Source organism: Mycobacterium paraense (assembly GCF_002101815.1).
GTDB lineage: Bacteria > Actinomycetota > Actinomycetes > Mycobacteriales > Mycobacteriaceae > Mycobacterium > Mycobacterium paraense.
On sequence record NZ_LQPM01000013.1, the window covers coordinates 73,239 to 97,354 of the forward strand.

The following is a 24,116-nucleotide window of genomic DNA, read 5'->3' on the forward strand; positions in this document are numbered from 1 at the left end:
GCTAGGCCCGTGCCGGCTCGGGCCTGGGCGCGGCGAGAAGGGCCACGTCGTCGTAGCGCTGGTGCACGTACGGCAGCAGCCACTCCTGCGGCACCCGCTCCGCGATCCGCCCCACCTGGATGGTGCGCCGGCGGCACCAGGTGATCGAGTGGATCTCGCGAATCACGATGTCGGCCACCGGGTCCAGCGGCGACTCGCCCAATTCGACGGTGCCGTCGATGTTTTCCAGCAGCTCGTAGTGCCGGTGGTATTCGCCGTAGACCAGGTGCGGGTCGGTGATGCCGCCGCCGTCGGGAGCGCGCAGGAACTTGAAGTAGAACTCGGTGTTCGCCTGGTCCGGCGGCAACTCGGCCGGGCCGATGATCCGCCCGTCGACCCGGATGAGCTGATAGCCCAGCCGGTCGATGGCGGCGGTGACGCGATCGCCGTCGCGTTCCACCTCGATGTGGGCCAGTTTCTTTGGCTCGCCGAATGTTTCGCGCCCGCCCGTGACCGACTGTTCGGTGGACTGGGGCATGAATAGCGGGTAGTCGCCGTCGAGCCGACCGTGCCGGGCGGTCACCGAGAACACCGCCGACCCGAACGGCGGCCGGCCCTCGATCCGAACGCGCTGCAGCTGAATTCGCACCAGCGGTTCGGCCGCGGGCTGCAGTGGCTTGGGCAGCACGGCCGCGACGATCTCCGGATCGGTGCGGTACGTGATGGTGATCGCCTCGGTGGCGATGGGCGCCTTGGTGGCGTCGATCTCGTGGTCGACCTGCGCCTCGGGTGGACGGGGGCCGTAGCGAACTCCGTTGGTGCTCAAGGCTTTCCTCCTTCGGTTTTCTCGGCATGCCGGCCGAGGACGTCGACCAGGTAGTCCGGCTCGCCGCGGGCGAGGATCGATGCCGCCTTGCTGCTGACGACCTGATCGGTCGGGGTGGGCGGCCCCATCATCCAAAACCGGTCCGCCCGAATGCCGTCCACCACCAGGTCGGCGACAGTCTCGAGCGGGGTGAACTCGACACGCGCGCCGGCGGACTCGAAGCGGGCCACCACCCTTGCCAGGGTTTGGTCGGGTGTGCGGCGTTCCTGCGTCGCGGCGTAGCGCTCCGGGCGGTGCCGCCACGACTCCCAGATCCCGGTGTTCAGAAAGCCGCCGGGGAAAAGCACGTGCGCGCGCACCCGCGTCCCGGTCATCTGCAGGTGGGTGTAGAGGCTTTCGGTCAGGCAGAGCACCGCGGCCTTGGTCATCGGGTAGACCGCCGTGGCCGGTCCGCCCATGGCCCCGCGGGCGATCGGTGCGAACCCGCCGTTGCCCGAACAGGTGTTGACGACGTGTCCCTCGCCCTGCTCGAGCAGGAGGGGCACGAAAGCCTTGATGCCGTGGATGACGCCGAGCACGTTGACGTCGATGCCCCAGCGCCAGTCGGCCAGGTCGTGTTCCCACATGAATCCCTCGGAGACCCCGCCGGTGCCGGCGTTGTTGCACACCAGGTGCACCGCGCCGAACCGGTCGAGCGTTTCCTTGGCGAGCGACTCGACCGAGGAATAGTCGGTGACGTCGGTGACCACCCCGACGGCGTCGATGCCCTCGTCCGCGAGCGTGCGGGTCGCCTCGTCGAGGGGTTCGGCGAGGACGTCGGCCAGCACCACCTTCATGCCTTCGCGGCCGAAGCGCCGGCCCATGGCTTGGCCGATGCCGCCGGCTCCCCCGGTCACGACCGCCACCTTGCCCTGAAGGTCCGTCATCGTGGCCATCGTCACATGGTCGCGCATGGCACCGCAAGCGGTCGCATTATGCGACCATTAGCACCGTGCCGCCGCGTCCCTCCCCGCAGACCGAACGGGTCGTGCAGCTGTTCGAGCAGCTGGCGGGCGATGGGAGCCAAGGCCTGACATTGGCCGAGGTGTCGCGCCGGTTGAGCGTGCACAAGGCCAGCTGCCACTCGATGCTGTCCGAACTGCTCCGGGCCGGCTGGGTGCTGCGCGACCCGGTTCGCAAGACCTATCACCTCGGTCCCGCCCTGGTCCGGCTCGGCCGGGAGGCGGCGGGCCGCTATCCGGCGCTGGTGTTGGCGCGCTCGGCGATGGCCGAGCTGTCGGCCGCGACCGGCGCGCACTGCGTCGCCTTCTCGGTGAGCGACGACTTCTCGACCGTCGTCGATCAGGTCCGGAGCCGGCGCGGGGGCGGTCACCCGATGCCCGTCGGCACCCAGTTCCCCCACCGCCCGCCGTACGGGGCGTCGATCGTCGCCTGGGCCGGGACGGCGGCCCGGGAGCGCTGGCTGGCCGCCCTGCCCGAGGACGTGCGCGATCGCTATCGCGAGGCGCTGGCCGCCGCCAAGCGGCGTGGCTATGCGGTCGGCCTGCACATCCTGCCCGATCTGCGCCTGCGGGAACTGGCGCAGATCGTCCGGAGCGCCGAGGTGCGGTCGACCCGGCTCAGTCAGCTGGCGCAGGAATTGACCGACGAGCTCATCCACCAGGAGGAGTGGTTCCCGATCAGCCTGGACCCGGACCGCACCTACGAGGTGAGCCACATCGACTCCCCCATCCTGGAGGGCGGTTCACGCATCGCCTTGATGCTCAGCATGGTTCCCAGCGCCGAGCCGATGAGCGGCGCGGCGGTCACCGCGCTGGGAAGGCAGCTCGCCGCCGCGACCCGCCGGCTGAGCGCCGCCTTGGCCGAAGAGCCCTAGCTTCGTTCGGGAGCCAGGCGCTTGAGGGCCAGGCCCCCTTCGAACGGCCGGAAGCCGAACGCGGCCGGGGCCCGATAGCCGGTGTCCTCCAAGGGAGTACGCACCTCGTCGACGGTGGGGCCGATCTTGGCGGCGACGGGCGCCAGCGCCTCGAGGTCGAAACGATACAGGCGACCGGCGTTGCCGCCCAAGATCTTTCGACACACGTCCTCCGGCCGGTCGTGCAGCGCCCAGCGAATCGCCAACTTCGAGTGGGGCGCAAAGCCCTCCTCGTGGGGATAATCGCTGCCCCACATGATGTGCTCCGGGCCCATGAAATCGATCATCCCCGAGTCGATCGGGCTGAGCTCGGTGGCCAGGTAGCAGTTCCGCTTGACGTATTCGCTCGGCGCCATGGTCAGCTCGTCGACCGACGAGCCGCCGAACATCCCGTAGGTGCGGTTGTGCGCCTCGGACTTCATGGTGGGCACCATGGCGTCGAGCATGCCGATCTGGCCGGGCACCCAATACGTGCCCTGTTCGGTCGGCGCGAATCGCAGCGTCGGGTACCGCTCGAAGACCCCGGCCAGGATCAGGTGGCCCAGGGTGCGCTGGGCCCACAGCGCCATCTCGGTGATCAGCACCGCGTTCGACGCCGGCTGGTCCATCGGCATCTCCGGGCTGCCGGCGCCCGCGTGCTGCACCACCGTCAGGTCCAGCTCGGCGCAGAGCGCCCAGATGGGTTCGTAGCGGGTGTGAAATAGCGGGGCCACCAGCGGGTCACCGGGCGAGACCGCGGGAATGAGGACGCCACCGAAGCAGTCCTGCTCGGCTCCCCAGCGGATTTCGTCCAGCGCCAGGTCGATGTCGTTGGGGAAGATCTGAATCAGCCCCCGGCGCCGGGCCGGGGCCAACGAGCAGAAGTCGATCTGCCACCGGTTGTGGGCCTGCACGCCGGCCCAACGCTTCTCGAATTCGTCGCGGGTGCGGGGCAGGCTGATGGTGATGTTCGGGGTGGTCGGGAAGAACGGCGGAATGGTGTTGGGCAGCAGCACCTCCGCGGCCACCCCGTCGGCGTCCATCTCGGCGATCCGAAGCTCGTGGTCCCAGTTCCGGTTGGCGGTGGCGATGACCAGGTCGTCGAACGGGCTGGCGTAGGCCTTGGCCCACTCGTCGAACTCGTCGTGCAGCCGCGCCGGCAGATACGGTTTGTAATCGAGCAGATCCGCCCCGGCGTGGGTGTCCGTCGAAATGACGACGTAGCGATCCAGTGTGTCCCAGGTTGTAGCCATCGCACCTCCAAGCGGTATGTGGAGTATAGGAGAAACGGATCGGCCGCCGTAGGGGCAAACCCATTGAGCGGGACGGCTTGTCACCGGCCCGCTTTGGGTGAAAAGTCGTGCTCACACGCGTGATGTATGGAGTGCGTCGATGGAAATCCTGCCGTTGGGTCCGGGCTTTGCCGCCGAACTGCGCGGCGTGAGCATCCAGGACGTCGCGGCCGGCGAGTCCGCCTACGCGGCGGTGCGCGCCGCGTTCGAGGAGCACTCGGTCATTGTCCTGCGCGACCAGGACGTCACCGATGACGCGCAGCTCGCTTTCTCCCGCCGCTTCGGCCCGCTCGAGGCCACCAAGGTGGGTTCGGCGGGCTACGGCAGCAACCTGGTGATCCTCAAGACCCTCGACGAGGACGGCAAGGTGGTGCCGGGCGATCACCGGATCGCCTTGGAAAACAAGGCGAACCAGCTCTGGCATACCGACAGCCCGTTCAAGAAAGTGCCGGCGCTCGCCTCGGTGCTGTCGTCGCGCGTCATTCCGGGGCGGGGCGGCGAGACCGAGTATGTCTCTACGCGGCTCGCGTTCGAACGCCTCGATCCGGCGCTGCAGTCGCGGCTGGAGAACGCCTTCGCCTGGCACGAATACGCCTATTCGCGCGGCAAGATCGCGCCCGACCTCGCCAGCCCGGCGGAGCGCGCGGCGCTGCCACCGCAATGCTGGCGCCTGGTGTGGAAGAACCCCGTCAACGGCCGCAAGGCGCTCTATATCGCCTCGCACGCCTACGCGATCGAAGGCATGGACCAAAAGGCGGCGCAGGAGCTGCTCGCCCAGCTGATCGAGGCGGCGACGGCCCCCGGTGGCAGCTACACGCACTCGTGGCACGAGGGCGACGTGCTGATGTGGGACAACCGGGCGACCATGCATCGAGGCCGGCCCTGGCCGGCGTCGGAGCCGCGCTACATGGTGCGCACCACGATTTCGGCGACGGAAGCCGACGGGCTGGAGGCGATGCGTCCGCTGAATGCCATTGACTCAGGCCGGTGAACCGCAAAGACCGATTTGATATCGACTGCCGCCCGCTACTTCTGTTGACAAAAGTCAAATATTTACCATCACGCGATGCAGGACTTGTCGGTAGACGTGTGCCTCGGGCGATCACGCGCCATTCCCCGGCGCGACATTTTGCGCTGCGCCGTCGCCGTATCGGCGCTGCCGGGGCTCGTTGCGGGATTGGCAAGTGTCGCCCTCCCCACGGCCGCCGCCGTCCCGACGGTGGCGACCACCGCTCCCAAACTGATCGATTTCGCCATGCGCCAAGTTCCGGCGGAGGCCATTCGGGCGGCCGGCTACGCCGGGGTCATCAACTACGTGTCGCTGTCGCGTCCCGGCTCCTCCATGGGGGCCAAGCCGATCACCCGGCCGTACGCCGAGCAGCTGACCGCCGCCGGGCTCATGATCGTCAGCAATTACCAGTACGGCAAGCCGGGCGGGACGGCGCCATCGGATTTCCGGCGCGGGTTCGAGGGCGGCGTCGCCGATGCCCGCACCGCCTGGCAGCTGCACACCGCGGCGGGTGGCGGTCAGAGTGCCCCGATCTTCTTCAGCGTCGACGAGGACATCAACCACGACACGTGGAACAATCTGGCGCTCAAGTGGTTTCGCGGGATCAACTCGGTGCTGGGTGTGCAGCGCACCGGCGTCTACGGCGGCATCGATGTGTGCCGATGGGCCGCCGCCGACGGCGTCATCGGAAGTTCGCGCACCCCCGGCCGCCGGTGGGCCTGGCAGACCCGGTCCTGGTCCCACGGCCAGATCGAGCCCGCCGCGGTCCTCTACCAACGGGTGGTGAGTACGGCGTCGAGTCCCGGCCCGGTGGTCGGGGGTCTGGAAGTCGACGTCAACGACGTCCTCGCCGAGGATTGCGGACAGTGGAACCTGCACCCCTGAGCCGGTGCCAGAATTAGGGTTTCAATGCGCGGTCGTTGGCCTGTTTGGTAGGCCGCCTGTCCACCTACGCATCGGGCCTGACTTGTCGGGAGTTTGATACCAGGTCACCGTCATCTGCACATTCCACGCGGGATTTACGTTGACCGAGAAGCCATGTTCGCTGTTCGCCTCAATCGCTTCAATCGGTTCCGGGACGTGAGCCTCGCCTCCCTCGATCGTCACGTGAAACGCAGTGTTGGCGCTTGTGTTCCGCAACCTGAAGTCAGTGAGCGATGCCCCTGGCCGTATTTCCCATGTCACGAGTTCAGCAGCGGCCTCGGCCCTGTCCGCCTGCTCCTGTGCTTTGATCCGCTCCGCTTTGGATTTACGCGAGGAGAACCACGCTAAGCCGCCGAAAACGGCCGACACGGCTGCCGATATCGCCGATACCCAGGACGCCGCATCGCCCGTCATGAACGGAGGGTACGCCCACGCACGCCCGGCCACGGCATCATCCGATTGCAATGCCAGGCGGATGACCTCCGCCATCCCGACGGTCACACGTTGGGCCGGGTCACACGCTCGCCCAGTAGGACGGTGCTGTCTAACTTGACACGTGTCAAGTTAGACAGCACAATCTGTGTCCATCGTGGGCAGGAGGCGTCCGGTGGCTGCATATGACTTCATCGTGGTCGGAGCCGGTTCAGCCGGATGTGCGGTGGCGGGACGATTGGCCGCTGAATCCTCATCGACGGTGCTGTTAATCGAAGCCGGTGGTTCGGATCGACGATTGGCAGTACGAGCGCCGCTGGCTAGCATCCGACAGTTCGGGACGAAGCTGGACTGGGGTTATGAAACCGATCCAGAGCCCGGCTGCGCCGATCGCAGGATTCCATTGCACGCCGGTCGCGTGCTCGGCGGTACCAGCGCGATGAACATGATGGTGTGGGTCAAGGGCAGCGATCTCGACTACGACGGCTGGCAGCTGCCCGGCTGGTCGTGGCAGGACGTGGCGCCGGTGTTCGACCGGATCGAAAAAGGTCCGATGCGAGTTGGTCGAACGCCCTACCCCGACGACCTGTCTGTGCGATTCGTCGCCGCTGCGCGTGCGGCAGGTGTCCGCGCCGACAACGACGTCAGCGGGCCGGACCTCGAGGGCGCGACGATCGCACCCCTCACGATTCACAACGGTCAGCGCTGGAGCACACCGCGCGGCTATCTCCGGCCCCGCAGCAATTTGACGATCCTCACCAAGGCCGAGGTCCGCCGGGTGATCGTCCGCAGCGGCCGTGCTGTCGGCATCGAGTACCTTCGCCGTGGGCGTATCGAGCATGCTTCCGCCGACCAACAGGTCATCGTCAGCGCGGGTGCGTACCGCACGCCGCATCTGTTGCAGCTGTCGGGCATCGGGCCGGCCGACCACCTGCGCAGCGTCGGGATCACCCCGATCGTCGACAGCCCGCGCGTCGGCCAAGGCCTGACCGACCACCCGCATGCGTATGCGGTCTGGTCTCTCGCGCCAGGCTATGTCGGGCTGTCGGACGTCACGAACCCGAAGTGGTTGCTGCAGTGGCTATTTGGCCGACGAGGCAAGTTCGCCAACAGCGTGGTCGAGGCGGTAGCCCATGTCCGGTCGACGGCCGACCTGCCAGCGTGCGATTTTCAGCTGGTCTTTGCGCTCGCGGATGCCACGGCCGATCCAAGCGCTGGGAAGCTCGCGCCTGCGTTGTCGATTGGGCACTCGTACTGGACACCCAAGAGCCGTGGCAGTGTCCTCATCCGCTCATCGGATCCCGCGACTCCGCCGGCCATCCGAATGAACCTGCTCGCCGATCACGAGGATGTCGAAGCACTCACTTGGGCGGTGCGGCGGAGCCGCGAAATCATGGCCACCGAACCGATCGCCTCCGCCATCGAGCGCGAACTTCTGCCGGGCCCGGGTGCGGACATCGAGACGTCGATCAGACAGACCGCAATGACGACATGGCATCCCTCCTGCACGGTCGCCATGGGCAATCAATCTGACAGTCCCCTCGACGAGAACCTGCGGGTCCGCGGCGTGGACAATCTCCGCGTCGCCGACGCCTCGGCGCTGCCTCGCATTCCCCGTGCCAACACCAACGCTGCCTCGATCATGATCGGTGAACGCTGCGCAGACTTCCTGCTCGCACAAGCTCCCGCCGGCAAATCATCAGTGGCACACAACTAACCGTCGCGAGCGGTAGATACCCCCACCCCGAACTACGCTTGTCGCGAATGCTGACCCAGACTGATACGACGACAAACCCGCGTCGAGCGTCGCAGATTTGAAAGTGACACTCTAGGTGTCCGAAAAGTGGAGCTAAGGGGACTCGAACCCCTGACCCCCACACTGCCAGTGTGGTGCGCTACCAGCTGCGCCATAGCCCCAAGTCGTGCCAATCGAAGCTACACCACTGGCAACAGGCGTTCAAAGCCGCTGGTCAGCCGGTTACCCGATGACCGAATTCACCACCTCGCGCGCGGCCTTCTGCACCTCGGCCAGGTGCTCGGGGCCGTTGAACGACTCCGCGTAGATCTTGTACACGTCCTCGGTGCCCGAGGGCCGGGCGGCGAACCACGCGTTGGCCGTCGTCACCTTCAGCCCGCCCAGCGGTGCGCCGTTGCCGGGCGCGGCGGTCAGTTTCGCGGTGATTGGCTCCCCGGCCACCTCGGTGGCGGTCACCTGCTCGGCCGACAGCTTGGCCAGCCGCGCCTTCTGCTCGCGGTCGGCCGGCGCGTCGACCCGCGCGTAGAACGGCGTGCCGTACCGGGAGGTCAGCTCCTGATAGCGCTGCGACGGGCTCAGACCGGTGACGGCCAGGATCTCGGAAGCCAGCAGCGCCAGGATGATGCCGTCCTTGTCGGTGGTCCACACCGACCCGTCGCGCCGCAGGAACGACGCCCCGGCTGACTCCTCGCCGCCGAAGCCGATCGTGCCGCCGATCAGGCCGTCGACGAACCACTTGAACCCGACCGGCACCTCGACCAGCTTGCGCCCGATGCCGGCGACCACGCGGTCGATGATCGACGAGCTGACCGCCGTCTTGCCCACGGCGATCCCGTCCGGCCAGGACGGGCGGTGGGTGTAGAGGTAGTCGATGGCCACCGCCAGATAGTGGTTCGGATTCAGCAGCCCCGCATCGGGGGTGACGATGCCGTGCCGGTCGGAGTCGGCGTCGTTGCCGGTGGCGATCTGGTAGCGGTCGCGGTTGGCAATGAGCCCAGCCATCGCGTCCGGTGAGCTGCAGTCCATCCGGATCTTGCCGTCGTGGTCGAGCGTCATGAACCGCCACGTCGCGTCGACCAGCGGGTTGACCACGGTCAGGTCCAACCCGTGCCGCTGCGCGATCTCGCCCCAGTAGTCCACGCTGGCGCCCCCGAGCGGGTCGGCGCCGATGCGCACCCCCGCCGCGCGGATCGCGTCGACGTCGACCACGTTGGGCAGATCGTCGACGTAGGTGCCGAGGTAGTCGTAGCGCTGGACGGCGTCCAGCGCGCGGGCCAGCGGCACCCGCTTAACGCCCGACCCACCGCCCAGAATCTCGTTGGCGCGCTTGGCGATTGCGTTGGTCGCGTCGGTGTCCGCGGGGCCGCCGTTGGGCGGGTTGTACTTGAAGCCGCCGTCGGACGGCGGGTTGTGCGACGGCGTGACGACGATCCCATCGGCCAGCGCCTCGGTGCGGCCGCGGTTGTAGGTCAGGATGGCGTGGCTGACCGCCGGCGTCGGGGTGTAGCGGTCGCGCGAGTCGATCATCGTCACAACGTCGTTGGCGGCCAGCACCTCCAGCGCCGACACCCACGCCGGCTCGGAAAGGCCATGGGTGTCCCGGCCGATGAACAGCGGCCCGGTGGTGCCGTGGGCGGCGCGGTACTCGACGATCGCCTGGGTGATCGCCAGGATGTGCGCCTCGTTGAACGCTCCGTTCAGCGCCGACCCGCGGTGACCCGACGTGCCGAACGCGACCTGCTGGGCGACGTCCTCCGGATCGGGCTCGATCGAGTAATACGCGGTGACCAGGTGGGGCAGATCGACCAGGTCTTCGGGCTGGGCCGGCTGACCGGCGCGCGGGTGGGCCATGGTTATCAATTCTGCCCGTGCCCCAGCTCGCTGACTTGTCAGGTACTTTTCTGACGTCCCGGGTTCACCCAGCTGTAAGTCCCGGCGAAGGGGAAGGGAACAGGCGTGGCACACGACTATCGCGAGCTGGCCGCGGTTTTCGTCGGCGGGGCGCTCGGCACCCTGGCCCGCGCGGCATTGAGCAGCGTCGTCATGCGCGAACCGGCGGGCTGGCCGTGGGCGACGTTCATCGTCAACATCGTCGGCGCGTTTTTGGTCGGCTACTTCACCACGCGTCTGCTGGAGCGGCTGCCGCTGTCGAGCTACCGGCGCCCGCTGCTCGGCACCGGGCTCTGCGGCGGGTTGACCACCTTCTCCACGATGCAGGTCGAAACCGTGACCATGATCCGGCACGGCCAGTGGGCCACGGCCGTGGGCTACACCACCAGCAGCATCGTGCTGGGCTTGCTGGCCGTGCACCTGGCCACCGCCCTGGTTCGCCGAGTGCGAGTGCGCCGATGACGGCGATCCTGCTGTGGGCCGGCGTGGCCGTGATCGGCGGCTTCGGGTCGGTGATGCGCTTCGTGATCGACGGTGCGGTGGCCCGCCGGGCGGCGCGGGCCTTCCCGTTCGGAACGCTCGCGGTGAACATCAGCGGCGCCGTGCTGCTGGGTTTCCTCGGCGGCCTGGTGTTGAGCAGGGACGCGGCGCTGCTGGCGGGGACGGCGTTCGTCGGCGCCTACACCACCTTCTCCACCTGGATGCTGGAAACCCAGCGCCTCGGCGAGGAGCGCCAGACGTGGACGGCGCTGGCCAACATCGTCGTCAGCGTCGCGCTCGGCATAGCCGCCGCGACGCTCGGACAATGGCTCGCGCAGCGGTGATCAGGCCTCGCGGAGCTTCGGCACGTCGCCGGGCGTACGCGGCAGCGCGTACAACGCCATCCGCCGGTTCGACATGTCGTGCTCGCCGAGAAACGCGCAGCCGGCGCGCTCGCAGAATCGCCGCGCCGTCTTGTTGCGGTAGTCGGGATCGAACATGATCCGGCGGCAGTGCGGTTCCTGACCCAGCACGCTTGCCACGAAGTGTGGCAACACGTAGCCGGCGATTCCCTGGTTGACTAAACCTTCGTTGGCGATGGCGGCGTGGATGCCCAAGTCGTACGGGTCAGCCTCGTATCGGGTGGCGATGGAATCCTTTGCGGCCCTGTACAATTCGATGTAGGCGTGGTCTTCGCCGTTCAGGCTGGCGAAGAACGGTCGCGAATAGTCGCCGTCGAGTTGCGCGCGCAGGTGCCGACGCCAGCGCTCGGCCGGCCAGACCGACTCCCACGCCTCGGCGAGGGCGGGCCGGCTCATCCACTCGGCGACCATTTCCGCGTCCGCGTCCGGGTCTGCGAGCCGGAAGGCGTACGGGGCGGGGACCTCGGCGACGCCGGGCGGCGGCGGCACACTGCGCACCTCGTCACTGATGTCGGTCAGTTCCCGCGGCAGGATCACTTCGGCTTCGCTCATATCAAACCGGCAGCCTACCGAGCCGCCCCCATCCACTTGTCGGCCAGCGCGGACACCCAGTCTTCGGCGGCCCGGGGGCGGTCCGGTGGGGCCGCCACCAGGACCAGTTCATCGACACCGCACTCGGCCAGGGCTCTGATATCGGCGATACCGGGATTGCGCAGCGCCACGGACACCCGCAGCCCAGCCCGGTCACGCCCGGACTCGGCACACAGCTGGTCGAGCCTGCCTAACCTGTCGCGCACGGCGGCCGGCCCGTTCAGGTTGAACCCGTACCAGCCGTCGCCCCATGCCACCACCCGCCGCAGCGCGGCGTCGCTGTTGCCCCCGAGCACGATGGGGATGCGACGATCGCGCAGCGGCTTGGGGTTGACGCGGATCGCATCGAAGGCGACGAAATGCCCGTCGAAGGAGGCAACGTCGTCGCGCCACAACGCGCGTATCGCCGCCACGTATTCGGCGGTGCGTGCCCCCCGTCGCTCGAACGGCACCCCGAGCGCGGCGAATTCCTCCCTAGACCACCCGACGCCCACGCCGAGCGTCAGGCGCCCGCCGCTCAACCGATCCAGGCTCGCAGCCTGCTTGGCCACCACCACCGGGTTGTGCTCGGGGAGCAGAAGCACGCCCGTCGCGACGCCGATCCGGGACGACGCGGCGGCGGCGAAGCTGAGCGCGATCATCGGGTCGAGCCAATCCGCTTGCGCCGGAACGGCTATGACGCCGTCGTCCGAATACGGGTAGCGCGACGCGGGTCGATCCACCATGACCACGTGCTCACCCGCCCAGAGGGTGGCGAAGCCGCAGGCATCTGCGCTCGATGCGACGGCGTCGATCACGGCCCGGTCAGCACCGGCCCCAATTCCCAACGCGTGCAATCCGAGGCGCACGGCAGAATAGTCTCACGGCGATCAGCGGTTTTTAAGAAGCTTCGCCAGCACGGCCGCGTGACTCCCGTCTACTTCGCGGGTGGCCGTCACCAGGGTGACGACACCGCGCCGGGCCAGCTTGCGCAGCTCCGCGAGCGCCGGGCTGTCGTGCAGCTCCTCGGCGTAGCGCGCCGCGAACTGATCGAACTTTTCCGGGTCGTGTTGATACCACTCGCGGAGCTCCTTCGACGGCGCGACGTCCTTGCACCACGTGCCCACCCGCGGGTCGTCCTTGCGGAATCCCCGCGGCCAGATGCGGTCCACCAGCACGCGCTGACCGTCGTCGGGGCCGACGTCGTCGTACACGCGCGCCACCCGGATGCTCACATTGGCCAGCGTAACCACGGCTGTCGGCCTGTTGCCTCACGTCAAGATGCGCGCGAAGGGTGGCTTGTTGCCTCACGTGCGCGTGCGCGCTTGGTGATGGGAGCCGGGGTGCCGGCTGGGGCTTTGCTGGTGGCCAGGGCGAAGAGCTGGGCGGTCAACGCCTGGATCTGGCGTTGGGTGGCGGCCGGGTTGATCAGCGAGTGGGTCCGCTTGAGCGCAACGATGCGTTCCACGGCCATGCTCGGGTGATTGATCGCGCGGTGAAACGGGGTCCTGGCCTGGTCGTGTTTGCGGGACACCTTGGCTCCTGTGCGGAGTTTGGAGATCAGTTTCTGCTGGGGGTGGAAGTAGTTGGTCAGCTTCGACTGCAGGTGCCAGATTTCGTTGAGTAGCAACAGCTCTGATGCGGTGTCGTAGCGGTGGTAGCCGACCACTGTGCGTACCACGGCCCAGTTTTTCTGCTCGACGTGGCAGCCGTCATTCTTGTTGCCCGGCCGTGACCGGGTGAAAGTGATGCGGCGGTTTTGACACCATGCCAGCAGGTCATCGTTGATGAATTCCGAGCCGTTGTCGCAGTCCACGCCGACGATCGGGAACGGTATCGCGGCGGCGATGTGATTGAGGTTGGCCAGTACGTGTTTGGCCGCCCTGTCGGGCAGTGAGCGGCTCTCGGTCCAGCCGGTGGCGATGTCGGTGACCGTCAGGGTGAAGGCATGGCCTCCACCGCGGATGCCGCTGTCGTGAAAGACCGTGTCGATCTCGACGAAGCCGGGCACAGCGTCGTCCCATTCGGCCCAGGTACGCACCGGGATCTGGCTTTTGAGCAGCGAGCCCGGCTTTGTCCCGACACGTCCCCGAAGCTGGTATTTGGCGCGCTCACCGGCCAGGCGGCGATCAATGGTGGCTGCCGACATCGACACCAACAGCGCCGCGGTGCCCTCATCGATGGCCAGTTCTCCGAAACGACGCAGCACGGCCACCAGCTCACCCAGCATCGGCGCGAGCCGTTTGCCGGCAGGCATGCCCAGCACGGTCCAGCAGATCGTCAGTGCCGCGATGACCTCAGGCCCGTACGTCACGGGCCGGGCACTGCGCGGGGTGACGATCCTGGGCTGCAGCGCCGCTTTGAGCGCCTTACGAGCATGGTTTCGGTGCCAGCCGGTGTTGGCGCACAACTCATCGAGGATCCGACTCTTTCCGCGCTTACTCGCCAGCTGGTAGCGGGTCGCGGCCGTCTCGGTGATTGCCCTGCGCTCTGCCAACGTCAACCCCATCCACTGGGCGTACGCGCGCATTTTCAATGAGGCAACGAATCACCCTTTCGCGCGCATTTCTGACGAGTCAACGCGGTCGGAGGGACCGGCTATACTCGAACACATGTTCGATGATGAGCAATCAGCGCTGGTAGAGCGCATTGCCGAGCTGGAAAGGGTCAAGTCGGCGGCGGCGGCGGACCAGGCCCGGCTGGCGGTCGCGCTGGACGAGGCGCGGCGCACCGCCGAGGCTGCCGCCGGCGTCCCGGCGGCGCAACGCGGACGGGGCGTGGCGAGCGAGGTCGCGCTGGCGCGGCGGGATTCGCCGGCCCGGGGTGGGCGGCACCTGGGCTTCGCCAAGGCGCTGGTGTACGAGATGCCGCACACGCTGGCCGCGCTGGACTGTGGGGCGCTCTCGGAGTGGCGCGCCACGTTGATCGTGCGCGAGAGCGCATGCCTGGACGTCGAGGACCGCCGGAAACTGGACGCTGAGATGTGCGCCGACCCCGCCGGCCTGGACGGGATGGGCGACAGGCGGGTGGCCGCGGCGGCCAAGGCGATCGCCTACCGGCTGGACCCGCAGGCCGTGGTCGACCGGGCGGCCAAGGCCGAAAACGAGCGCACGGTCACCATCCGGCCCGCGCCCGACACGATGACGTATGTGACCGCGTTGTTGCCTGTCGCCCAAGGGGTTTCGGTGTATGCGGCGCTACGCCGCGAGGCCGACACCCGTGGTGACGGTCGCTCCCGCGGGCAGGTCATGGCCGACACCCTCGTCGAACGGGTCACCGGCCGAGACGCGGCCGTGCCGACACCCATCGCGGTCAACCTGGTGCTCACCGACGAAACGCTGCTGGGCGGTGCCGACGCGCCGGCCGACATCGCCGGCTATGGGCCGATTCCGGCGGCCGTCGCGCGCGGGCTGGTGGCCGGCGCGGTCGGCGACCGGCGGTCCCGGGCGACGCTGCGCAGGCTCTACGCCCACCCGGCGGCCGGGGCGCTGGTGGCCATGGAGTCGCGGGCGCGGCTGTTCCCGCGCGGGCTGGCCCGCTTCATCGAGCTGCGCGATCAACGGTGCCGAACCCCCTACTGCGACGCGCCGATCCGGCACAACGACCACGCGCAGCCGTGGGCCGGCGGCGGGCCCACCACGGCGGACAACGGCCTGGGCTGCTGCGAGCTCTGCAACTACGCGAAGGAAGCCGCGGGCTGGCGGGTCCGCACGCAGAACGACGAAAACCACACGCACACAGCGGAATTCACCACGCCGACCGGACACACGTACCGGTCGGCGGCCCCGCCCCGCGCGCCCGCCATCACGGTCAGCGAGGTCGCATTACGAATCGGCGTCACGCTGGCTCGACACGCCGCTTAGCCGCTCGACGTCGACGACCTCACCGCGGTTGATGCTGACCCAGTCGCGCCCGTCGAGGTAGGGGCGCAGGCTTCGGCCGATGAGCTCCAGATCGGCCTGCGCCTTGGGTCGCTGCAATTCGTAGACGTGCGGCAACTCGGCCATGCCGGTCACGACGCTCCACAGCGTCAGGGCGGGCTGGCCGGTCGGCGGGTCCACCAACACCGGACCGAACAGGCACTGGCCCGACAGGAACAGCGTCGGCACACCGAATCCCCCGGCGTCGGTGACGCGCTGATGCTCCTCGCGAATTTCGTCGTGGGTGCTGGGGTCGGCGAGCGCCGCGTCGAGCAGCTCCGCGCCGACGCCGATGTCGCCCAGCAGCTTTCGCGCAACGGCGGGGTCGTGCGGCTTCCCGCCCAGGGTGTGCAGCTCGCGCCCGATCGCGGCGTACCACCGGTCCAGCAACGCCATGTCCGTGCGGCGCAGCAGCGCCCCGATCCTCATGAGCGACCAGCCGTAGGACCACTCCCGTTCCCAGGGGTGCTTCCGGCCCTCCGACCGGTTGACCTCCTCGAGGCTGAAGAACCGCCAGTTGACGGTGATGCCGAGCTGGTCACGCACGTCGCGGATCCACAGCGAGGTCTGATAGGCGAACGGGCACATCGGGTCGAAGTGGAAGTCCACCGCGTCGCTCATCGGACCTGCTCCCGGCCTAGTAGTGATAGGTGTCCGACGGCGCCGGCGAGTGAACCCGTTCTTCGTCGTCGAACTCGGACACCTCGATGCCGTACGCGCGGGCCAGCTCGAGTATCTTCGTCGCCCGCGCGATGCGCGGCAGGTCGGAGCCGTTGCGGATCTCTCCGCCGTCCCGCTCGAATTCGGCGAAAAACTCCTTGGCCCAAGAGATCTCGTCCTGCGACGGCGACAGCCCCTCGTTGACCACCGCGCACTGGTCCGGGGTCAGGCAGATCTTGCCCGTCATGCCGAACTCGACGGAAACCGCCGTGGCCTCGATGAGCTTCAACGCGTTGGAGCCGATCGTCGGCCCATCGATGGCGCTCGGCAGGTTGGCCGCCTTCGCGGCGATCGTGAACCGGGACCGGGCGTACGCCAAAGTCGAGGGGTCTTCTCCGAAACCGGTGTCGCGGCGGAAATCGCCGATGCCGAAGGCGAGCCGGAAGGTGCCCTTGGCGGCGGCGATCTCGGTGATGCGCTCGAGCCCGCGGGCGGTTTCGACCAGCGCCACGATCGGCACGTTGGGCAGCCGCTGGGCGGTCTCGGTGACGTGGTCCACCGACTCGACCATCGCCAGCATTACCCCGCCGACCGGGGTGCCGGCCAGCGCCGCCAGGTCGTCGGCCCACCACGGGGTGCCGAACCCGTTGATCCGGACCCAGTCGGTGTTGTCGGCGCTGAGCCACCGCACGACGTTCTCGCGGGCCGCCTGCTTGTCCTTGGGCGCGACGGCGTCCTCGATGTCGAGGACGACGATGTCGGCTCGGGAATGCGCCGCGGACTGGAACCGGTCGGCGTGCGCGCCGTTGACCAGCAGCCAGCTCCGGGCGAGAACGGGATCGATGCGCCAGCCGATGTCGGAGGGATCGGGCGTCTGCTCGCCGACCTGTTCATACGTCTGATCTGTCGCCATCTGTTAAACCGTAGCCGCATGTCAAACGGCCGGTCAGGCGGGCTTGTGCGACCGGCGCCATAGCACGCGACCGACGGCCAGGGCGACGAAGAGCACGACCGCGAAGAGCAGGGACTGCAGCACAAACACCGCGAAGTCGTTGACGTCGTAGTAGTCGCCGTCGCCAACGCATTGGAAGCTCACGCTGGTGCCCGACTGGCCCGGCTTGTAGCTGTAGTGCGACGTGTTGTACGCCATCTGGTACCCGCCGCGGCACACGATCGGGCTCATCCACAGCGCGGTCGACGGGATGACCGCGGTCACCGCCGCCGCGCCGCCGACGCAGAGGCCGATCACGCCGCCCAGCATCGCAATGACCGGCCCGATCCAACCCGCCCGACCGCGCTTGCGGGCCGGCGCCGCGGACGCCGTGCGCACGCCGGGCTCCAGGAAAACGGGATCGGACGGGTCGCACCGCGAAAAGACGACTTGGCTCCCGACCTTGATGGTGCCGCCGGCCCGCAGACCGGCGCGGGCCAGCACGTCCCGGTACTGCTGCTGCGACAAGCCGGCGTCGACGACCGCGCGGGAGAGCGCCTCGCGAACCGGCGTCAGGCCCGGCGCGAAAGGGTTGCCCCGCTCCGCCTGCAGGGCCTGCGCCAACCGGCGGGCGTGCTCGTCGATGGCCTCCAGCTGCGCGGCGGAGACCGGCGCCGGCTGCTCGACGGCCTGTTGTGGCCCCGCCGCCGCCTTCGCCTCGGCCAGCTGCCGCTCCAGCTCGGCGATGCGCTTTTGCTGTGCCAGCTGCTGCTCCAGCTCGGCGATGCGCTGCTGGGGGTCGTCCATCAGCAAATGATCGCATTTCGCAAACGGCGTCGCAGGCATTGCGCCAGGCAGCCCCGCGCGAGGTTTTATCGCCGCTGCGCGGGGTAGCCCATGGCTTGCGACGTTAGGGACCTTCGTCTCTCGTCGCGTGTCGCAAGGGCTAGAGGCGACTGGTCCCGACTTCCTTCTCGGTCACCCCTCGGTCGAGAGAAATCAATCAAGGAGCAAACATGCGTAAGACCATTGCAGTCATTTCGGCCACCGGCGCCCTGCTGTTCGGAGGTGCGGGCGTCGCCAACGCCACCGTCGACAGCGCCCCGGCGCAGTCGTCGACCACAACGACGTTGGCGGACAACAACAACACCACATCCACTGACCAACACAGCGACAACAACGGCTTGTGGGGGCTGCTTGGCCTGCTCGGCCTCGGCGGGCTCCTTGGGCTGAAGCGCCGCAAGGACACCGACGCCGTCACCGGCATCGGCACCACCACGAACCCCGGGCGCGGCGTCTAGTCGCCTGAGCCCAAGCCCCCGTCAGGCGCCGCCGCGTCTGGCGGGGGCTCGCGTTTATGCGTTCTCCCACCGGGTATTTCTTCAATTCCCCTATCACTGGAGGTATCGGCGATGGCCGAGATGCTTGTTCAATCACCCGAGGAAGTCGTCGCGTTCCTCAAAGCGCAGCACAACCTCATCGAGGACATGTTCGAGGAAGTGCTGCACGCTTCGGATCCCAAAGCGCGCGAAAAGCCTTTCATCGAGTTGCGTCAGCTGCTGGCCGTGCACGAGACGGCCGAGGAGATGGTGGTGCACCCGCGCGTGCGGCGCGAGACCGATTCGGGCGACCGCATCGTCGACGCCCGGCTGAAGGAAGAGCACGAGGCCAAGGAACTGCTCTCGCAGATCGAGAAACTCGACATCACCTCGCAGCAGTTCATCGACGAAGTCACCAAGCTGCGCGACGCCGTCCTCGACCACGCCCGCCACGAGGAAGACGAGGAATTCCCTGTGCTGCAGCGGGAAGTCGACGACAACGACCTGAAGCGGATGGGGTCGGCGGTGCGAGCGGCCGAGGCCATCGCGCCGACGCGCCCGCACCCGGGCGTGGAGTCGGCGAAGCTGAACTTCGCGGTCGGGCCGTTTGCCTCGATGCTCGACCGCGCCCGCGACCTGATCCAGCAAGCTATCGGCTAGCGCCGAGCTTTCCGTAGTGTCGGTGGAGTGAGCGTCACACCCCAGACGACCGTCGCCCTGGCCGACCGGTTCTTCCGCGAGTTGCCCGAACTGGCCATCCGCTGGCAGGCCGACGCGGCCCCCGAGGTGCGGCCGCTCGTGGTCAACGACGCGCTGGCCGCCGAGCTCGGCCTCGACGGTGCCTGGCTGCGCAGCCCCGACGGGCTGCGCTTCCTGGTGGGCAACCAGGTCCCCGACGGGGCCGTTCCGGTGGCGCAGGCCTACGCCGGACACCAATTCGGCGGGTACGTGCCGCGCCTGGGCGACGGGCGCGCCTTGCTGCTGGGCGAACTCGTCGACGACCAGGGGCGCCTGCGCGACATCCACCTGAAGGGCTCGGGCCCTACGCCTTTCGCACGCGGCGGTGACGGGCTGGCCGCGGTGGGGCCGATGCTGCGTGAGTACATCATCAGCGAGGCCATGCATGCCCTGGGGGTGCGGACCACGCGGTCCCTGGCCGTGGTGGCCACCGGGCGGCAGGTGCAGCGCGACACGCTGCTGCCGGGCGCCGTGCTCACCCGCGTCGCCAGCAGCCACCTGCGCGTCGGGAGCTTCCAATATGCGGCGTCCACCGCCGATCTTGACCTGCTGCGGCGCCTGGCCGACCATGCGATCGCGCGCCACCATCCCGACGCGGCGACGGCCGCGCGGCCCTACCTGGCGCTGTTCGAAGCCGTGGTGGCCGCCCAGGCGGCGCTGATCGCCCGATGGATGCTGATCGGGTTCGTGCACGGCGTGATGAACACCGACAACATGACGATCTCCGGGGAGACCATCGACTACGGCCCGTGCGCGTTCATGGAGGCCTACGACCCGGACACGGTCTTCAGCTCGATCGATTTCTGGGGCCGCTACGCCTATGGCAACCAGCCCGTCGTCGCCGGGTGGAACCTCGCCCGGTTCGCGGAGGCGCTGCTGCCGTTGCTCTCCGAGGACGCCGAGCAGGCCGTGACGCTGGCGGAGCAGGCGTTCGGCGTGTTCCGGCCGACGTACGACGCCGTGTGGTCGTCCGGCATGCGCGCCAAGCTCGGTCTGCCCGAAGACGTTGCGGCGCAACACCTCACGCCCTTGGCCGATGAGCTGCTCACCCTGCTCAAGGAGAGCCGCGTCGACTTCACCTCCTTCTTCCGCCACCTCGCCCACGCTGCCCGCGGGGACGCCGAGCCCGCGCGCGGCCTCTTCCTCGATCTGGCCGGCTTCGACGACTGGCTGTCGCGCTGGCGCGCCCTGGGCCCGGACGCCGACGCGATGGACCGCGCCAACCCGATCTACATCCCGCGCAACCACCTCGTCGAGGAGGCCCTGGCCGCGGCGACGGCCGGCGACCTCGATCCGCTGATGCGGCTCCTGGACGCCGTCACCGCGCCGTATGACGAACGACCGGGCCTGCAGCGCTACGCCGGCCCCGCGCCGGAGGATTTCGGCGCGTACCAAACGTTCTGCGGCACTTAGTTTTCCGTTATTGCGCGACTGCGCGGCTCTCGTAGGCGGCGGTCAGCCAGAACACGGCGCGCTCGAGGCCCGGCACGATCTCGGTGACCTCGATCTCGCCCTGGGTAAAGCGCGCCAGGAAGCCGAAGATCACGCCCGTCAAGATCAGCTCCAGGTCTTGGGCGTATCCCGAATCAACCTGGGCCAGAATCGATTTGGCGACCGGGACGACGGCATCGACACCGCGCTGGATCAACCTGTCGCCGCCGGGTCCCGAGCGGGCGCGAAAGTACGAGCGCAGCATCATGGGATGCCGCTCCCAGGGTTCGAAAATCGTGCGCAGCACCTGCATCAGGCCTTCGTACAGCGATTCCCCGGACACCCCGTGGGCCGGCGACGGCAGGTTCGCGTAGCGATTGGCGTCCATCCACCAGTCGAGGGCCGCGACGATCAGCTCGTCGCGAGTGGCGTACCGCTTGTAGATGGTCGCGAGCGACACCCGCGCGCGCCTGGCCACTTCGCGAAGCTGCACGGCCTCGTAGCCCTGCGTGTCCAACAGCTCGACCACGATCGCGATGATCGGGTCCGGTGCGTCGCCGGAACCCCCTTCTGCAACCACGGTAACCATGTTACTGTATCGCTCAGTAACGACGTTACCGCCGCTCTGGCTGCGGCGATACCCCAAAAGCGAGGATGACGAAATGGTCGGCCAACTCGACGGCAAGGTCGCCTTCATCACCGGCGTCGCGCGCGGTCAGGGGCGCAGTCACGCGATCCGCCTGGCACGCGACGGAGCGAACATCGTCGGCATCGACATCTGCGCCGACATCCCCGCGAACGGCTATCCGATGGCGAGCCGCGACGAGTTGGACGAGACCGTGGCCCTGGTCGAGGCCGAGGGCGCGAAGATGCTCGGCGTGGTCGCCGACGTCCGCGACTTCCATCAGGTCAAGTCGGCCGTGGACGGCGGCGTCGAGCAGTTCGGCCGGCTCGACATCGTGCTGGCCAACGCGGGCATCGCCCCGGTGGCGTTTCGCGCGCTGACCATCGAGGAGGAACTCGAGCAGTGGAGGGCGGCGACCGCCGTCAACCTCGACGGCGCGTATCACACCGCCTGGGCGGCGATCCCGCATCTGCTCGCGGGTAACCGCGGCGGGGCGATCGTCTTCACCAGCTCGACGGCGGGGCTGCGCGGTTTCGGCGGCCTGCAGGGCGGCGGCCTCGGCTACGCGGCGTCCAAGCACGGCATCGTCGGGCTGATGCGCACGCTCGCCAATGCCCTTGCGCCGATGAACATCCGGGTCAACACCGTGCACCCGACGGCGGTCAACACCATGATGGCGGTCAATCCCGCCATGACCGAATTCCTGGAGAACTACCCCGAGGGCGGCCCGCACCTGCAGAACCCCATGCCCGTCGGCCTGCTCGAGCCCGAAGACATCAGCGCCGCGATCGCCTACCTAGTCTCGGACGCGGCCAAGTACGTCACCGGGGTGACGTTTCCGGTCGACGCCGGCTTCTGTAACAAGCTTTGACGTCCTCCTCTGGCCGAGCCAGAGGATTCCAACCCCATCCCACTACCTATGCGGCAGGAGAGCAGAGTTGAGGTTCACGGTTCGTAGACCGGCTAATGCCGAGGTCTCCCCGTGCTGTCACCGCCCGTCCGGCGGCGATATTGCGTGCGGCATTGATGTCGGCGTTGCACGGACCGGCAGTGCAGGCTTCGCACTCGAAAACCGCTTGGCTCTTACGGTTTCCGCGAGCGACATACCCGCACGCCGAGCATCGTTGCGACGTGTACGCGGCCGGAACCTGCTCGACTCGACCGACGGCTTTGGCCTGCAAGCGCGCAGCGAGCAGGCCCCAACCGCTGCGGAGGATCCCCCAGTTCAGAGCTCGTTTGGCACCGATACCCATACCGGGCTGCTCCACGGTTCCCCGCGCCGAGCGGGTCATCGCGCGCACATCGAGGGCTTCGATGCGGATCGTTTCGAACCGGCGCGCGACATCCGTGGTGGCCTTTTCGACCCAGTCCTTGCGTCGGTCGGTATCGCGGGCCTTGAGTTTCGCGATCGCGCGTTTCGTGCGAGCGCGCCGGTGAGAGCCACGCTTGGCGCGCGCAAGGCGCTTCTGCAGCACCCTCAGGCGCTTGGCCTCACCGTGGCTCAGGCCAGGGGCATGCAGCAGCTCACCGGTCGACAGGGCTGCCGCCACCGTCACGCCGCGGTCGATACCCACCACCGAGCCATCAGCAGGCCCGGGAATGGGTTCCGGGACGTGGGCGAACGCGATGTGCCAGCGCCCGGCCCGATCGCAGGTGACGCGGTAGGACTTGACACCTGCGGGGACCGGCCGCGACAGGCGCAACCGGATCCAGCCGACCTTGGGTACCCACACCCGAGCGAACCGGCCGTTCAGACGCTCGACATGGTGGGCTTTCAACCCGACCTGCCGAAAGCCCTCATGCACACCGGCTTTGCGCCATGTCGGGCGACGATGGGTGCCATTGAAAAAGTTGCGCATCGCCTGGGCGAAATCCCGCAACGCTTGCTGCTGCACCGTCTGCGAGCCGGCTGCCAGCCACTCGTATTCGGCACGGGCCACGGTCAACTGTGCGCACTGCTCGTTGTAGCGGGGCGCGCGCCGACCCCGTTGCCAGTACTGCTGCTGCTCGACCGCCAGGTTCCACACATACCGGGCGTGGCGACAGTGCTCGACCAACATCGCCGCCTGCTCGACAGTCGGAAGCAACCGATAACGCGACACCCCCGCAACCTAACCGCCACCACCGACAACGCACGGAAAGGAGACGCGGCGCTGCCTCCCCCCACTAAAGCCATCGGTTTCCACGCCGCAAGGACCCTATGAGCGCAACCAGTGGCCGCGTCGCCGGCAAGCGGGTGCTCGTGACCGGCGCCGCGCGGGGCATGGGCCGCAGCCACGCCGTGCGCCTGGCGGAAGAGGGCGCCGACCTCATCCTGGTCGACATCTGCGCCTCGTTGCCGGAGATCGAGTATCCCCTCTCGTCGCGCGCGGATCTCGACGAGACGGCGCGACTGGTCGAAAAGCATCACCGCCGTGCGATCACGCATGTCGTCGACGTCCGCGACGCCGCGGCGCTGGCATCGGCCGTCGCCGAGGGCGTTGCCGAACTGGGCGGCCTCGACGCGGCCGTGGCCAACGCCGGCGTGCTGACCGTCGGGACCTGGGACACCACCACAGCGGAGCAGTGGCGCACCGTGGTGGACGTCAACCTGATCGGCACGTGGAACACCTGCGCCGCCGCGCTCCCCCATCTGGTGGACGAGGGCGGCAGCCTGGTCCTCATCAGCTCCTCCGCGGGCCTGAAGGGCACCCCGCTGCACCTTCCTTACACGGCATCCAAACACGGCGTCGTCGGGCTCAGCCGGGCGCTGGCGAATGAGCTTGCGGCGCAGAACGTTCGGGTCAACACCGTGCACCCCACGGGCGTGGAGACGGGAATGCGCCCGGAGTCGCTGCAGGGCCTGCTGGCCGAGGGGCGGCCCGACCTGATCCCGATATTTCTCAACGCCCTGCCGACACTCATGGCCGAAGCGATCGACATCAGCAACGCGGTGTTGTTCCTGGTGTCCGACGAGTCCCGATTCGTCACCGGCCTGGAGTTCAAGGTGGACGCCGGCGTCACCCTGCGCTAGGCATC

26 protein-coding genes and 1 tRNA gene are annotated in these 24,116 nt (G+C 68.2%); 12 read left to right on the forward strand and 15 right to left on the reverse strand.

From position 1 onward, the window contains the following. Position 1: 1 nt before the first annotated feature. Both AWB89_RS12335 and AWB89_RS12340 read right to left on the reverse strand, forming a co-directional pair. Entirely contained in the window at positions 2-805 is an 804-nt protein-coding gene (locus tag AWB89_RS12335; protein ID WP_085173891.1) for an acetoacetate decarboxylase family protein, read from the reverse strand. Continuing rightward, a complete protein-coding gene (locus AWB89_RS12340) occupies positions 802-1,731 on the reverse strand; it encodes an SDR family oxidoreductase (RefSeq protein ID WP_085174506.1) in 930 nt (309 codons plus the stop codon). The genes AWB89_RS12335 and AWB89_RS12340 overlap by 4 nt, the downstream gene beginning before the upstream one ends. Positions 1,732-1,796: 65 nt before the next feature. Here AWB89_RS12340 and AWB89_RS12345 point away from each other — a divergent pair, with 65 nt between their 5' ends. Further along, positions 1,797-2,681 (forward strand): IclR family transcriptional regulator, encoded by an 885-nt coding sequence (locus AWB89_RS12345; RefSeq protein WP_085173893.1) that lies wholly within the window; start codon positions 1,797-1,799, stop codon positions 2,679-2,681. Here AWB89_RS12345 and AWB89_RS12350 read toward each other — a convergent pair. Further along, positions 2,678-3,952, reverse strand: a complete 1,275-nt coding sequence (locus AWB89_RS12350; RefSeq protein WP_085173895.1) for an amidohydrolase family protein — start codon at positions 3,950-3,952, stop codon at positions 2,678-2,680. The genes AWB89_RS12345 and AWB89_RS12350 overlap by 4 nt on opposite strands. 139 nt (positions 3,953-4,091) lie before the next feature. On the opposite strand from AWB89_RS12350, the gene AWB89_RS12355 reads away from it, so the two are divergent. Both AWB89_RS12355 and AWB89_RS12360 read left to right on the forward strand, forming a co-directional pair. Then, positions 4,092-4,982 (forward strand): TauD/TfdA dioxygenase family protein, encoded by an 891-nt coding sequence (locus AWB89_RS12355; protein ID WP_085173897.1) that lies wholly within the window; start codon positions 4,092-4,094, stop codon positions 4,980-4,982. 75 nt (positions 4,983-5,057) lie between these two features. Beyond that, the gene (locus AWB89_RS12360) at positions 5,058-5,885 is read left to right on the forward strand and encodes a DUF1906 domain-containing protein (protein WP_085093646.1); all 828 of its coding nucleotides are present in this window, start codon (positions 5,058-5,060) and stop codon (positions 5,883-5,885) included. Between the two features lie 21 nt (positions 5,886-5,906). Here AWB89_RS12360 and AWB89_RS27005 read toward each other — a convergent pair whose 3' ends face one another. Next, positions 5,907-6,413 (reverse strand): hypothetical protein, encoded by a 507-nt coding sequence (locus tag AWB89_RS27005; protein ID WP_142282521.1) that lies wholly within the window; start codon positions 6,411-6,413, stop codon positions 5,907-5,909. A 118-nt stretch (positions 6,414-6,531) separates the two neighbouring features. Between AWB89_RS27005 and AWB89_RS12365 the strand changes: the two genes are divergently transcribed. Continuing rightward, a complete protein-coding gene (locus AWB89_RS12365) occupies positions 6,532-8,073 on the forward strand; it encodes a GMC family oxidoreductase (protein WP_085173899.1) in 1,542 nt (513 codons plus the stop codon). Between the two features lie 127 nt (positions 8,074-8,200). On the opposite strand, the gene AWB89_RS12370 is transcribed toward AWB89_RS12365, so the two are convergent. Next, positions 8,201-8,273 (reverse strand) — tRNA-Ala (locus AWB89_RS12370). Between the two features lie 61 nt (positions 8,274-8,334). Beyond that, on the reverse strand, positions 8,335-9,963 hold the full coding sequence (gene pgm, locus AWB89_RS12375; RefSeq protein ID WP_085173901.1) for a phosphoglucomutase (alpha-D-glucose-1,6-bisphosphate-dependent): 1,629 nt from the start codon (positions 9,961-9,963) through the stop codon (positions 8,335-8,337). Positions 9,964-10,068: 105 nt separating this feature from the next. Between pgm and crcB (AWB89_RS12380) the strand changes: the two genes are divergently transcribed. Beyond that, positions 10,069-10,464, forward strand: a complete 396-nt coding sequence (gene crcB, locus AWB89_RS12380; RefSeq protein WP_085173903.1) for a fluoride efflux transporter CrcB — start codon at positions 10,069-10,071, stop codon at positions 10,462-10,464. Further along, on the forward strand, positions 10,461-10,826 hold the full coding sequence (crcB, locus tag AWB89_RS12385) for a fluoride efflux transporter CrcB (protein WP_085173905.1): 366 nt from the start codon (positions 10,461-10,463) through the stop codon (positions 10,824-10,826). Before crcB (AWB89_RS12380) ends, crcB (AWB89_RS12385) begins: the two co-directional genes overlap by 4 nt. Here the strand turns inward: crcB (AWB89_RS12385) and AWB89_RS12390 are convergent, their stop codons facing one another. From AWB89_RS12390 to AWB89_RS12405, 4 genes are read right to left on the reverse strand one after another with little or no spacing between them, the layout of a single operon-like run. Further along, a complete protein-coding gene (locus AWB89_RS12390) occupies positions 10,827-11,456 on the reverse strand; it encodes a GNAT family N-acetyltransferase (protein ID WP_085093500.1) in 630 nt (209 codons plus the stop codon). It abuts the gene before it with no gap. A 14-nt stretch (positions 11,457-11,470) separates the two neighbouring features. Then, positions 11,471-12,343, reverse strand: coding sequence for an LLM class F420-dependent oxidoreductase (locus AWB89_RS12395; protein WP_085173907.1), 873 nt, complete (start codon positions 12,341-12,343; stop codon positions 11,471-11,473). Positions 12,344-12,364: 21 nt separating this feature from the next. Next, the gene (locus tag AWB89_RS12400) at positions 12,365-12,718 is read right to left on the reverse strand and encodes a DUF488 domain-containing protein (protein WP_085174508.1); all 354 of its coding nucleotides are present in this window, start codon (positions 12,716-12,718) and stop codon (positions 12,365-12,367) included. Positions 12,719-12,750: 32 nt separating this feature from the next. Then, the gene (locus AWB89_RS12405) at positions 12,751-14,004 is read right to left on the reverse strand and encodes a DDE-type integrase/transposase/recombinase (protein WP_085173909.1); all 1,254 of its coding nucleotides are present in this window, start codon (positions 14,002-14,004) and stop codon (positions 12,751-12,753) included. An 82-nt stretch (positions 14,005-14,086) separates the two neighbouring features. On the opposite strand from AWB89_RS12405, the gene AWB89_RS12410 reads away from it, so the two are divergent. Then, on the forward strand, positions 14,087-15,337 hold the full coding sequence (locus AWB89_RS12410; protein WP_085173911.1) for an HNH endonuclease signature motif containing protein: 1,251 nt from the start codon (positions 14,087-14,089) through the stop codon (positions 15,335-15,337). Here the strand turns inward: AWB89_RS12410 and AWB89_RS12415 are convergent. From AWB89_RS12415 to AWB89_RS12425, 3 genes are read right to left on the reverse strand one after another with little or no spacing between them, the layout of a single operon-like run. Continuing rightward, the gene (locus AWB89_RS12415; protein ID WP_085173913.1) at positions 15,299-16,015 is read right to left on the reverse strand and encodes a mycothiol-dependent nitroreductase Rv2466c family protein; all 717 of its coding nucleotides are present in this window, start codon (positions 16,013-16,015) and stop codon (positions 15,299-15,301) included. The two genes, AWB89_RS12410 and AWB89_RS12415, sit on opposite strands and share 39 nt — an antisense overlap. 16 nt (positions 16,016-16,031) lie before the next feature. Next, the gene (locus AWB89_RS12420) at positions 16,032-16,967 is read right to left on the reverse strand and encodes an HpcH/HpaI aldolase/citrate lyase family protein (protein WP_085173915.1); all 936 of its coding nucleotides are present in this window, start codon (positions 16,965-16,967) and stop codon (positions 16,032-16,034) included. A gap of 33 nt (positions 16,968-17,000) precedes the next feature. Continuing rightward, on the reverse strand, positions 17,001-17,792 hold the full coding sequence (locus tag AWB89_RS12425) for a hypothetical protein (RefSeq protein ID WP_085173917.1): 792 nt from the start codon (positions 17,790-17,792) through the stop codon (positions 17,001-17,003). A gap of 209 nt (positions 17,793-18,001) precedes the next feature. On the opposite strand from AWB89_RS12425, the gene AWB89_RS12430 reads away from it, so the two are divergent. The 3 genes from AWB89_RS12430 (at position 18,002) to AWB89_RS12440 (ending at position 20,455) form a co-directional block, all read left to right on the forward strand. Then, positions 18,002-18,286 (forward strand): WGxxGxxG family protein, encoded by a 285-nt coding sequence (locus AWB89_RS12430; protein ID WP_085103465.1) that lies wholly within the window; start codon positions 18,002-18,004, stop codon positions 18,284-18,286. Positions 18,287-18,397: 111 nt separating this feature from the next. After that, the gene (locus tag AWB89_RS12435) at positions 18,398-18,964 is read left to right on the forward strand and encodes a hemerythrin domain-containing protein (RefSeq protein WP_085103467.1); all 567 of its coding nucleotides are present in this window, start codon (positions 18,398-18,400) and stop codon (positions 18,962-18,964) included. Between the two features lie 27 nt (positions 18,965-18,991). Continuing rightward, complete coding sequence (locus tag AWB89_RS12440; RefSeq protein WP_085173919.1) at positions 18,992-20,455, forward strand: protein adenylyltransferase SelO; 1,464 nt, start codon at positions 18,992-18,994, stop codon at positions 20,453-20,455. A 7-nt stretch (positions 20,456-20,462) separates the two neighbouring features. On the opposite strand, the gene AWB89_RS12445 is transcribed toward AWB89_RS12440, so the two are convergent. Continuing rightward, positions 20,463-21,062, reverse strand: a complete 600-nt coding sequence (locus tag AWB89_RS12445) for a TetR/AcrR family transcriptional regulator (protein WP_085173921.1) — start codon at positions 21,060-21,062, stop codon at positions 20,463-20,465. 73 nt (positions 21,063-21,135) lie between these two features. Here AWB89_RS12445 and AWB89_RS12450 point away from each other — a divergent pair, with 73 nt between their 5' ends. After that, the gene (locus tag AWB89_RS12450; protein ID WP_085173923.1) at positions 21,136-21,969 is read left to right on the forward strand and encodes a mycofactocin-coupled SDR family oxidoreductase; all 834 of its coding nucleotides are present in this window, start codon (positions 21,136-21,138) and stop codon (positions 21,967-21,969) included. 46 nt (positions 21,970-22,015) lie between these two features. Here AWB89_RS12450 and AWB89_RS12455 read toward each other — a convergent pair whose 3' ends face one another. Then, positions 22,016-23,200, reverse strand: coding sequence for an RNA-guided endonuclease InsQ/TnpB family protein (locus tag AWB89_RS12455; RefSeq protein WP_085173925.1), 1,185 nt, complete (start codon positions 23,198-23,200; stop codon positions 22,016-22,018). A 98-nt stretch (positions 23,201-23,298) separates the two neighbouring features. Between AWB89_RS12455 and AWB89_RS12460 the strand changes: the two genes are divergently transcribed. Next, entirely contained in the window at positions 23,299-24,111 is an 813-nt protein-coding gene (locus AWB89_RS12460) for a mycofactocin-coupled SDR family oxidoreductase (RefSeq protein WP_085173927.1), read from the forward strand. Positions 24,112-24,116: the final 5 nt, after the last annotated feature.

Excerpts from the sequence above, each read along its gene's own strand:
- AWB89_RS12340 (WP_085174506.1), bottom strand. The coding sequence starts at position 1,731 with ATGACGGACCTTCAGGGCAAGGTGGCGGTCGTGACCGGGGGAGCCGGC.
- AWB89_RS12350 (WP_085173895.1), bottom strand. The coding sequence starts at position 3,952 with ATGGCTACAACCTGGGACACACTGGATCGCTACGTCGTCATTTCGACG.
- AWB89_RS12355 (WP_085173897.1), top strand. The coding sequence starts at position 4,092 with ATGGAAATCCTGCCGTTGGGTCCGGGCTTTGCCGCCGAACTGCGCGGC.
- AWB89_RS12360 (WP_085093646.1), top strand. The coding sequence starts at position 5,058 with ATGCAGGACTTGTCGGTAGACGTGTGCCTCGGGCGATCACGCGCCATT.
- AWB89_RS27005 (WP_142282521.1), bottom strand. The coding sequence starts at position 6,413 with ATGGCGGAGGTCATCCGCCTGGCATTGCAATCGGATGATGCCGTGGCC.
- pgm (WP_085173901.1), bottom strand. The coding sequence starts at position 9,963 with ATGGCCCACCCGCGCGCCGGTCAGCCGGCCCAGCCCGAAGACCTGGTC.
- crcB (WP_085173905.1), top strand. The coding sequence starts at position 10,461 with ATGACGGCGATCCTGCTGTGGGCCGGCGTGGCCGTGATCGGCGGCTTC.
- AWB89_RS12390 (WP_085093500.1), bottom strand. The coding sequence starts at position 11,456 with ATGAGCGAAGCCGAAGTGATCCTGCCGCGGGAACTGACCGACATCAGT.
- AWB89_RS12405 (WP_085173909.1), bottom strand. The coding sequence starts at position 14,004 with ATGCGCGCGTACGCCCAGTGGATGGGGTTGACGTTGGCAGAGCGCAGG.
- AWB89_RS12410 (WP_085173911.1), top strand. The coding sequence starts at position 14,087 with ATGTTCGATGATGAGCAATCAGCGCTGGTAGAGCGCATTGCCGAGCTG.
- AWB89_RS12415 (WP_085173913.1), bottom strand. The coding sequence starts at position 16,015 with ATGAGCGACGCGGTGGACTTCCACTTCGACCCGATGTGCCCGTTCGCC.
- AWB89_RS12420 (WP_085173915.1), bottom strand. The coding sequence starts at position 16,967 with ATGGCGACAGATCAGACGTATGAACAGGTCGGCGAGCAGACGCCCGAT.
- AWB89_RS12425 (WP_085173917.1), bottom strand. The coding sequence starts at position 17,792 with ATGGACGACCCCCAGCAGCGCATCGCCGAGCTGGAGCAGCAGCTGGCA.
- AWB89_RS12430 (WP_085103465.1), top strand. The coding sequence starts at position 18,002 with ATGCGTAAGACCATTGCAGTCATTTCGGCCACCGGCGCCCTGCTGTTC.
- AWB89_RS12435 (WP_085103467.1), top strand. The coding sequence starts at position 18,398 with ATGGCCGAGATGCTTGTTCAATCACCCGAGGAAGTCGTCGCGTTCCTC.
- AWB89_RS12445 (WP_085173921.1), bottom strand. The coding sequence starts at position 21,062 with ATGGTTACCGTGGTTGCAGAAGGGGGTTCCGGCGACGCACCGGACCCG.
- AWB89_RS12450 (WP_085173923.1), top strand. The coding sequence starts at position 21,136 with ATGGTCGGCCAACTCGACGGCAAGGTCGCCTTCATCACCGGCGTCGCG.
- AWB89_RS12460 (WP_085173927.1), top strand. The coding sequence starts at position 23,299 with ATGAGCGCAACCAGTGGCCGCGTCGCCGGCAAGCGGGTGCTCGTGACC.